This is a genomic window from Streptomyces sp. NPDC059201, assembly GCF_042754585.1.
Lineage (GTDB): Bacteria > Actinomycetota > Actinomycetes > Streptomycetales > Streptomycetaceae > Streptomyces.
This window is the reverse complement of the sequence record NZ_JBHZBB010000022.1, coordinates 30,315-36,985: the sequence shown is the minus strand read 5'-3', so window position 1 is coordinate 36,985 and position 6,671 is coordinate 30,315. Positions and strand designations below refer to the sequence as shown.

6 protein-coding genes are annotated in these 6,671 nt (G+C 73.3%); 1 reads left to right on the top strand and 5 read right to left on the bottom strand.

All coding sequences use genetic code 11. The features are described from left to right. Nucleotides 1-99: 99 nt before the first annotated feature. The gene (locus ACFXMG_RS38570; RefSeq protein ID WP_384339138.1) at nt 100-849 is read left to right on the top strand and encodes a hypothetical protein; all 750 of its coding nucleotides are present in this window, start codon (nt 100-102) and stop codon (nt 847-849) included. A 195-nt stretch (nt 850-1,044) separates the two neighbouring features. Here the strand turns inward: ACFXMG_RS38570 and ACFXMG_RS38565 are convergent, their stop codons facing one another. Genes ACFXMG_RS38565 through ACFXMG_RS38545 form a run of 5 tightly spaced genes read right to left on the bottom strand, consistent with a single transcriptional unit; the run spans nt 1,045 to nt 6,658 of the window. Further along, nucleotides 1,045-4,617, bottom strand: coding sequence for a LysM peptidoglycan-binding domain-containing protein (locus tag ACFXMG_RS38565; RefSeq protein ID WP_384339136.1), 3,573 nt, complete (start codon nt 4,615-4,617; stop codon nt 1,045-1,047). Nucleotides 4,618-4,624: 7 nt separating this feature from the next. Next, nucleotides 4,625-5,107 (bottom strand): TadE/TadG family type IV pilus assembly protein, encoded by a 483-nt coding sequence (locus ACFXMG_RS38560; protein WP_384339134.1) that lies wholly within the window; start codon nt 5,105-5,107, stop codon nt 4,625-4,627. Continuing rightward, the gene (locus ACFXMG_RS38555) at nt 5,104-5,568 is read right to left on the bottom strand and encodes a TadE/TadG family type IV pilus assembly protein (RefSeq protein ID WP_384339132.1); all 465 of its coding nucleotides are present in this window, start codon (nt 5,566-5,568) and stop codon (nt 5,104-5,106) included. The genes ACFXMG_RS38560 and ACFXMG_RS38555 overlap by 4 nt, the downstream gene beginning before the upstream one ends. Beyond that, nucleotides 5,565-5,909, bottom strand: coding sequence for a TadE/TadG family type IV pilus assembly protein (locus ACFXMG_RS38550; protein WP_384339131.1), 345 nt, complete (start codon nt 5,907-5,909; stop codon nt 5,565-5,567). Before ACFXMG_RS38550 ends, ACFXMG_RS38555 begins: the two co-directional genes overlap by 4 nt. 53 nt (nt 5,910-5,962) lie before the next feature. Then, complete coding sequence (locus tag ACFXMG_RS38545) at nt 5,963-6,658, bottom strand: hypothetical protein (RefSeq protein ID WP_384339129.1); 696 nt, start codon at nt 6,656-6,658, stop codon at nt 5,963-5,965. Nucleotides 6,659-6,671: the final 13 nt, after the last annotated feature.

The window sequence follows — 6,671 nt, the reverse complement described above, 5'->3', positions numbered from 1 at the left end:
CTGGCACGACTCCAACAGGGACAACTTCGGTGTCACAAACTAGCGTTGACCCAACTTCGATGACAACTCACCCAACATCGCTGTCACAGGTCAGAGGCGTTGTGCCAGTGGTCGACTCCCGGCCGCCGCGCCGATCTGGTCGCCGAAGCCTGGCGTGACGGCGAGACCCGCATCAAAGCGCTCGCCGAAGCCGCCCGTACGACCCGCACCACCATCTACGCCGACCTCAAAGCCCGGGGCATCGACCCCGAAAGCCGACCGAAGGGACCCGCCATGACGCTCGCCACCATCGACGGAATGACCGGCACCGACGCGGAGCACGACCACCGCGTCCTCCAGGAGGCGCAGGAGCGCTACCTCCAGGAGCACCCCGACGGCGCCGGCGCCAGCGAAGCGCTCGACACCCGCCTCGCCGCACGCATCACCGCCTACGCCTACAACACCCTCGCCATCACCCAGGCCGCCGAGCAGGCTGCCCGCCGCGACCGGGACCGCGCCCTGCACCTGGTGGAGGTCCGCTGGGAGGCGCTGAGCACGGCCACCGCCTGGCACGCTTCCCACCACGCCTACGTCGTCGCGGTCGACGCCGCCCGGACCGCGATCACCACGTGGTCCGACTCCGCCCGCGCCGCCGCTAAGGCCGGCTGGTTCCCCGTCGAAGTGTCGGAGCAGCTGTACCGGGAGCGGATCCTGACCGCCGGTCACCCGCCGGTCGAGCGGTACGACCTCGACGCGGACGCAGTGGCCGTAGAGGCCGCCCGCCTGCGAGACGACCTCGACCAGGCCCACGAGCACCGCGCTCGCCTCGCCGGCCAGACCCTCATTGCAACCCCGGCCGGAGACGCGTGAGGACGGCCTCCCTGGGCGCTGTGACCTGCGGGTTTTTTGCTGGGTCAGTGTTTGGGTCACTGTCTGAGCAGTGACCCAAACACTGACCCAGGGTCCCGGGCGCTTCATCTGCTGGGCCCGGAGCGGAATCCGGGGAGGTCGTACGTGAAGGAGGGGACCGCCGGCCCGGCGGTCCCCTCCTTCACGTACTCAGGGTCAGGCCCGGGTGGCCTGCACCATGCGGATGGTGTCGACTGTCTCTTCCTCCATGGCCCACCCGTGATCGGTCAGGAGGGTCTCCAGGCGCTGGATGGACTGCTCCAGGCCGTCGTGGTCGCCCAGGAGCGCCAGCGCACGGAACCGGTGCCGCCACAGCTCCTCGCGCTCGCGGGCGACGTCAAGGCCGCGGCCGGCCGCCCACAGCGCGCCTCGTCCGTCTCCGGCTTCCAGGCACCAGTCGGCGAGCAGGGCGGCCGCGTTGACGACCGTGTCGTTGATCTCCTCCACGACCGGCTCGGCCCAGCTGTAGTACGTGGAGCTGACGCCGGAGAACGGCCGGCCCCGGACGAGTTCGAGCGCGCGGCGCAGCAGGGCCTGCCCCTGGGCGCGGGGGAGCTGGAGGGCGGCGTCGTGCAGGAGCTGGAACTGGAGCCAGTCGCACTCCACACCGACGATCCGGTGCCCGTCGGCGCGCTTGGCCATGCGCCGGAAGTACGGCTGGCCTTCGTCGTCGGTGCCGAGCCAGCGCCGGACGTCCCTCAACCTCGTGTTGCGGGTGCTGGGGCTGGTCAGGCCGCCGCGCGGCGAGAGGACCTCGTCGACCTGGTACGCGGTGGCACCGGGGTTGAGGACGAGGAAGGCGGCGAGTTCGGTGGCTCTCGTGCGCCGGTTGGAGTCGACGCTCCCGCGGGCGCCGGTGACCTCCACGGTGCCCAGGATGCTGATCAGGGGCTGGTCCTGGGGAAAGACGATCTCAGGGAGCTCCGCGTCCCTGCCGTCGGCGTCGGCCGGCTCGGGCGGGGTGGTGGAGGCGGCGGGCAGCCGGACGGTGATCTGGGGCAGGGCCCGGGCAGCGGGCAGGACGACGTGTCCGGGGGAGGCGGAGGCGGGCAGGACCGGCACCGCGCCCGTGGTGCCGGCCGGCGTGCCCGCCGTGCCTGAGTCCGGAGCGCTGGACGGCCTCGTGGAGTCCGCAGGGCCGGCCGGGGGTTCGGGAGCTGCCGGGGTCCCGGTGTCCGCGCTGTCGTCCGCGAGGGGCTGTGCGGGGGCGCCCTCGGGCACGTCCTCGTCCTCGTCGTCGAGGTCGGAGAGGAGGGCCAGAAGACTCGGCTTGCCGCCGGCCGGCGGCATGGGGGCCGGCGGCGGGGGGACGGTCACGCCTGCGGCGTCGGCGCCGGGGAGGAGCTTGTCGAGGGGGACGGGTGGCGGGGCGGGGACGCCGGTGGAGGAGTCCGCGGTCACGGCCAGGGTGAGGATGTCGGCGTATTCGTCGTCGCTGCACATCGACAGCACGCACCGCAGGGGAGTGTTCGGCACGGGGAAGTCGGGGTGGTCGGTGTCGATCTCCCACACCTCGCCCTTGCCGCGGGCGGCCTGGGTGCTGCTGGTGATGAGGGTGGTCGAGGACAGGGGCTCGTCGCGCAGGAGGACGTCGAGCTGCCCGGTGGCGTCGGGGCCGGGGCAGGTGTCGAGGTCGGCCAGAACCACCAGGGGGCTGAACTCCTCGGCCTCCGGCGAGAGCCGGGCGCGGGACATGCCCGGCAGGCCCGCGTCGGCCATGAGCTGCTGCTGGCCGGTGTGGTGGGCGCGGGCGCTGTCCGCGGCCGCCTGGAGGTCCGGGTGTTCCTGGACCCGCTGCGCGTCGAGGAGTCCGAGTCCCGGGGCGGTGTCCTCGCCGGCGACGGCGACATCGACCTGCCCGAGCGGGGACAGTGCCAGGGAGACGCCCAGGGTGCGCAGCATCTGTAGGTGGCGGCTGCCCGTCAGGTGGAGCGCGCCGAACTCGTCGAGGTCGACCAGGAGCAGGCCGCCGTCGGTGTCGCTGCCGAGGAGGACGAGCGCCGGGTACGGGGCGGCGACGTCGGCGGCCTGCTCGGGGGCGAGGAGGCCGGCGGAGTCGGCCGGGCACCACCACACGCCGGGCCGGCCGGTGACGGTGGTGAAGGGGGCCGCCGGGGCGAGGTCGTCCCCGTCCTGTGCGGCATCGGACAGGTGCATCAGGACGCCTGCGTCTCCCAACTGGACGGCGGCCAGCGGCGGCAGGTCCCGGTCCTCGTCCGCCAGGCGGGCGGCGAGCGTGCGCAGCGCGAGGTCCAGCAGGAGCAGTTCCGTGCTGGAGTCCACGCTGCGCAGCGTCTGCTCGGTGACGGCGGCGCTCCCCTCCGGCATGGCGATGAGGGTTCCGGCTCCGCGGCGGCGCCGTTGCAGAGCGCGCCGGCGCCGGAGCATCAGCACGACGCCGCCGGCGGCCGCGAGGCTGCCCGCAGCGGCCAGGACGATGCCCGCGGTGGTGCTCTCGGACGCCTGCCCGGCGGTCTCCGGCGCAGGGTTTACCGGGGCCGGGCTGGTGCGCTCAGGGGCCGGGGTGGCTGGGGCGGAGGCGGTGTCGTCGGCTGGTGCGGTGCTGTGGTCGGGGGCCGGAGCGGTCCGGGACGGGGCGGCTGTCTCGGCGGCGGACGGGGCTTCCTTGTCCGCGTCTGCGTCTGCGTCGGCGGTGGGAGCGGGGACAGGGGAGGCGGGGGGAGCCTTCGGGGTGTCGGGCTGCGCGGGCACCGTCGGCTTCGGCGCGGGGCGCTGAGGGGCCGCCGGCTGTGGGCCGGTGTGCTGGGGCAGGTCGAGGACCTGCCCGGGGTAGATCTTGTTCGGGTCGGTGAACGTCCCGCCGCCGGGGACGGTCTCGCCCCGGTTCGCCTCGTAGATCGCGGGCCAGTCCTCCGGGTCGCCGTGGGCGTCGGCGATCGACCAGAGGCTGTCACCGGCCCGGACCGTGACCCGGTCCGCCGCCTCCGCCGCGTCCTCGGTGTCCGTCGTGCTCGTCTTCGGGGACACGGCGCTGGCGGCCGGGGGAGCGTCGACCCGGGTCACGGACGCCGGGGCCTGCCCGGTGTTCTCCGCCGCCGGGGCCGCGGCCTGAGCGGGCCGGGCGCCGGCCGGAAGCTTGATGACGGCGCCCTTGGGGAGGTACTGGTCGCCCGCCGCGAGCTGGGGGATGTCCGGGTTGAGCGCGGCGATGTCCTTCCACCGCTTGCCGTCGCCGAGGTAGTCCTCCGCCAGGTCCCACGGCAGTTCGCTCCCGGAGGCGACCGTGTGCGTCAGGCCGCTGGTCTCGCCCGCTCGCGCGGAGACCGCAGAAGGGGACTTGGCCGTCGTCCCGGCCTCGCCCACGGTGTGGGTGGCGCTCGCCGCGACTGCCGGCGCCACGGTTGCGGCCGAGGCCGCGGTGGGGGCGAGGAGCACGATGCCGCCGACGAGGAAGGAGGCGAAGGACTGCATCGACCCCAGTCCCCGGATCCTGGGGGCGGACCGGCGGCGCAGCACGGCGACGATCTCCACCAGCACCGAGAACGTGAACGCCGCCCACCCCGCCCAGCCCAGACAGGTCAGCACGACGAGGAAAAGCCGGCCGTCGTCCTGCTCCAGCAGGCTGAACCCGCCCTCGGCGAGTTCGGTGGGCTGATGCCCGACGGCCAGCAGCAGGTAGGGGACACCGGCCACGAGGGCGGCCAGGACGACGAGCCCGAGCACGGCCCGCAGCAGGAGTCCGGCGGTGCGCAAGGGAGCGGGGGTCATAGGGGGCTCAGCCTCCGGCCTGGGTCTGTAGATGCGCGGTCGCGGTGCCCGTCACGTGGATCGTGCCGAAGCCGACAAACTGCGCGAAGTAGGTGCTGTAGCTGTCCTGGACGTTCACGATGAGGCTGCGCCCGTCCCCGGTGATCTCGGCGCTTCCCTGAAGTCCGGCGGCCGCGAGGTAGTCCTGGGCGGCCGCCACCGCGGCGTCCGGGTCGAGGGTGATCGCACTGCCCTCCATGGCCTGGGCCACGTCCAGCTGCTGGCCGGCGGCCCGCGCGGCCTCCTGGGCGCCCGACGTCGCACGGTTCGCCGCGTTCAGCGCGCCGCCGCCGTCGACCAGCAGGCCCATCACCATCAGCAGCGCCACCGCGACCAGGGCGAAGTACAGCGACATCGAGCCCCGGTCACGCTCGGCGCGGGGAAGACAGGCGGCCGAGACCGCCCGCCACCGGGACCCGGCCCGCCGCAGGAGAAGGGGCAGAGGGGTCACTGCCGCCCCCGGTAGGTGTCGAGAGGGCTGCTCCAGGACGCGGTGAGGGTCTTGGAGCCGGGCAGGCCCGGCAGGCCGATGTCGGACAGGTCCGCCGTGCACGAGATCGTCGCGGTCACCGTCGCCTCCTGCCCTATGTCGAGGGAATAGCCGGAGGTGTCCACGGTGACGCTGGAGGCCCGGCAGGTGACGCCTTCGCCGTCGAGGCTGCCGGCCGCGGCCGCCTGCGCGCTGGCCTGCGCACTGCCGGCGTCCCGTTCCAGGGACGCCGCCCTGGCGGCGGCGCGGGCGGCGCCGTCCACGGAGCCGGCCGCGCTGGTGACCCGCCCGAACGCGATCATCAGCAGCAGCATGCCGATCACCACCGGGGCCAGGACCGCGGTCTCCAGGGCGTAGGAACCGCGGTCGCGGACCGGTCCCCGTACGGCCCCTACCAGCCGGGCGTGCAGGGTTCGGGTCATGGGGCGGTCACCCGCTCCACGGGCGCGTCCGCGTGCTCGGCGACGGACAGCGTCAGTCCCGGGACCAGGGTCGCGACGTGGCCGCGGACTGTGATGCGGACCGTTTCCGCCGTGCTCCCGCCGGAGGACACGCTCGCCCCCCGGACGCTGTCCCCGAACCGGGCCAGATACGACTGCGCCTGCGCCACGCCGTCGCCCGCGCCAGCGTTGTACCGCCGCCCGGCCTCGACTCCCTGCCGGGCGGCGGACTGGGCCACGCTCTTGGCGTGGAAGTACAGGCCGGTCTGGATGATGGTGAAGCCCAGGGCGAGGACGACGACGGCCAGGACGGCGAACTCCACGCTGCCGAAGCCGCGGTCGCCACCTGGACGTCGTATATGTGAGAAGAGTTGTTTCACTGCATGCTCCGGTTCAGGACGAGCTGAGCCGCAGGTCGGCAGGGCCTGTCGGCGGCCGCGCTGCGCTGTTCGAATCCCGGTGGGAGCCACCCCCGGTTGAGAAGCCGGGGATGGGCGGGGAACCGGTTGTAGGCGGCGAGCGCGAAAATGAGCGATGCCCACGGGGTGGCCAGGCGTACCGTCGTCGGACGTTTCGTCACGCTGATGTAGTGGGTGTGGAAGACATCCGGCGCGACCAGGTCGATCGAATCCAGGCCGGACCAGTACAAGAAGATCGATTCGGTTGGTTTGGTGGGGTTGACGAAGAACGCCCCTGTCAGGCTGACGGTGACCTCGCCGGGCTCCCGCTCGATCCATCGCGGCTGGGCATTGCGGGCGGCCTCCTTGCGTCGGGTCGAGTTGCCGACCGCGTTGCCGAGGAGACTGCCGATCACGAACGCGGGCGACCCCACGGCGAACGTGCTGGTGTGGTGGTAACTGCCGTTGCCCAGGGCGCCCCAGTACGAGGGTCGGGCCGGGCCGGTCACCAGGGCCCGGTCGCCCTGCGGGAGCGGGGCGGGCGTGGCGACGAGAGGGCGGTGGTTGAGCTGGCCCTGGACGACGTCGGCGATGATCTCGCAGGTGTGCCACAGGTATTCGTCGAGGGCCGTCCAGGGTGGTGGGCCCTGCGAAGGCACTGGGCGCTTGGGCAAAGGCTCTCCTGGG

What these genes read in the sequence shown, in the direction of transcription:
- ACFXMG_RS38565 (WP_384339136.1), bottom strand. Translation starts at nt 4,617, where the DNA reads ATGACCCCCGCTCCCTTGCGCACCGCCGGACTCCTGCTGCGGGCCGTG.
- ACFXMG_RS38555 (WP_384339132.1), bottom strand. Translation starts at nt 5,568, where the DNA reads ATGACCCGAACCCTGCACGCCCGGCTGGTAGGGGCCGTACGGGGACCG.